Origin of the sequence: Pseudomonas sp. EGD-AK9, assembly GCF_000465935.2 — a bacterium.
GTDB lineage: Bacteria > Pseudomonadota > Gammaproteobacteria > Pseudomonadales > Pseudomonadaceae > Aquipseudomonas.
In genome coordinates, this window is sequence record NZ_AVOF01000555.1 from 1 (window position 1) to 1,393 (window position 1,393).

A 1,393-nucleotide genomic window follows, 5' to 3' on the forward strand; every position below is an offset into this window, starting at 1 on the left:
GCTGGGCGCTGGTGCGCGAAACCGGCCTGCGCCTGGCGCGCAACCCGCTGATCCTGGCCATCGGCCTCGGCCTGCTGCTGTCGTTGCTGCAGATCCGCCTGCCGGCCGTGCCGCTCAAGGTGGTGGACATGCTCGCCAGCGCCTCGGCGCCGGTGGCGCTGTTCGTCATCGGCGGCAGCCTGTACGGCCTGAAGACCCGCGGCATGGCGGCGGACGTGACCCAGGCCGCGCTGGGCAAGCTGATCCTGCATCCGCTGGCGCTGCTGGTGGCCTTCCTCCTGCTGCCGGGGGTGGAGCCGCAGCTGATGGTGGCCGGGCTGCTGTTCGCCAGCGCGCCGATGATGAGCATCTACCCCATCCTCGGCCAGCGCTTCGGCCTCGAGGAGCGCTGCGCTGCGGCCCTGGTGGCCGCCACCGTGCTGGCCTTCTTCAGCATCAGCGGCCTGCTGGCGCTGCTGACGCTGGCAGGTTGGCGCTGAGCGCAGCGGGGCGCGCAGGGTGCGCCGCCCGCTGCGCGGCTGTCGGCTAACCGCCGGGCGGCGATCAAGCTTGGCGCGGCGTTGCCGATACGCCGGTCAGCGGTCATGGATTTACAAATTGTGAACAATTCTGTATCCAGTCGCTCGTCCTGATTCCAACAATAAGCGGGAGACTCCCCATGCGCCTCTGGCAACGCAGCATTCAGTGGCAGTTGATCCTCAGCATGGGCGCCGCCCTGCTGGCCAGCATCCTCATCGTGGTCGGCATCTACTCGGCGGTGGTCGATCGCCTGACCGAACGCTACCTGGTGGAGGAGGCCTTGCCGGCGCGCGTGCTGGCGATCCGCAACGACCTCGAGCGGGTGCTCACCGCGCCGATCACCGCCAACGCCTCGATCGCCGAGAACAGCCTGGTGCAGGACTGGCTGGCGGCCGGCGAGGACGAGGCGCGGCGCGACGAGTTCGCCCGCTACCTGGAGGGCGTGCGCGCCCAGCAGAACGCCATGACCACCTCCATCGTCGGCCTGGCCAGCGGCAACTACACCACCGGCGAGGGGCTGATGCGCACCCTCGACCGTAGCCAGGCGGAGAACCAGTGGTTCTATCGCCTGGTCGACGGCGATCGCGACCGGGTGCTGGAAATCGACATCGACAAGGGCACGCGCCAGCCGACCCTGTTCATCAACCAGCGCATCAAGCAGGGCGGCAAGACCCTTGGCGTGTCCGGCCTGGGCTACGACCTGGCGGACATGTCGAAGATGATCAGCGAGTTCCGCTTCGGCGAGCGCGGCCAGGTGTTCCTGGTCGACGGCCGGGGCGGGGTCAAGGTGCATCCGCGCTCCGAGCTCAGCGGCAGCGGCCAGCTGGAGCAGCTGTTCGGCGCCGAGGCGGCGCGCCAGGTGCTGCTCGGCGAC

2 protein-coding genes are annotated in these 1,393 nt (G+C 69.3%); both read left to right on the forward strand.

All coding sequences use genetic code 11. From position 1 onward, the window contains the following. On the forward strand, positions 1–479 hold a 479-nt coding region (locus tag N878_RS20525; RefSeq protein ID WP_021445412.1), incomplete at its 5' end, for an AEC family transporter. A gap of 179 nt (positions 480–658) precedes the next feature. Further along, the coding region (locus tag N878_RS20530; protein ID WP_021445413.1) for a cache domain-containing protein at positions 659–1,393 on the forward strand (735 nt) is incomplete at its 3' end.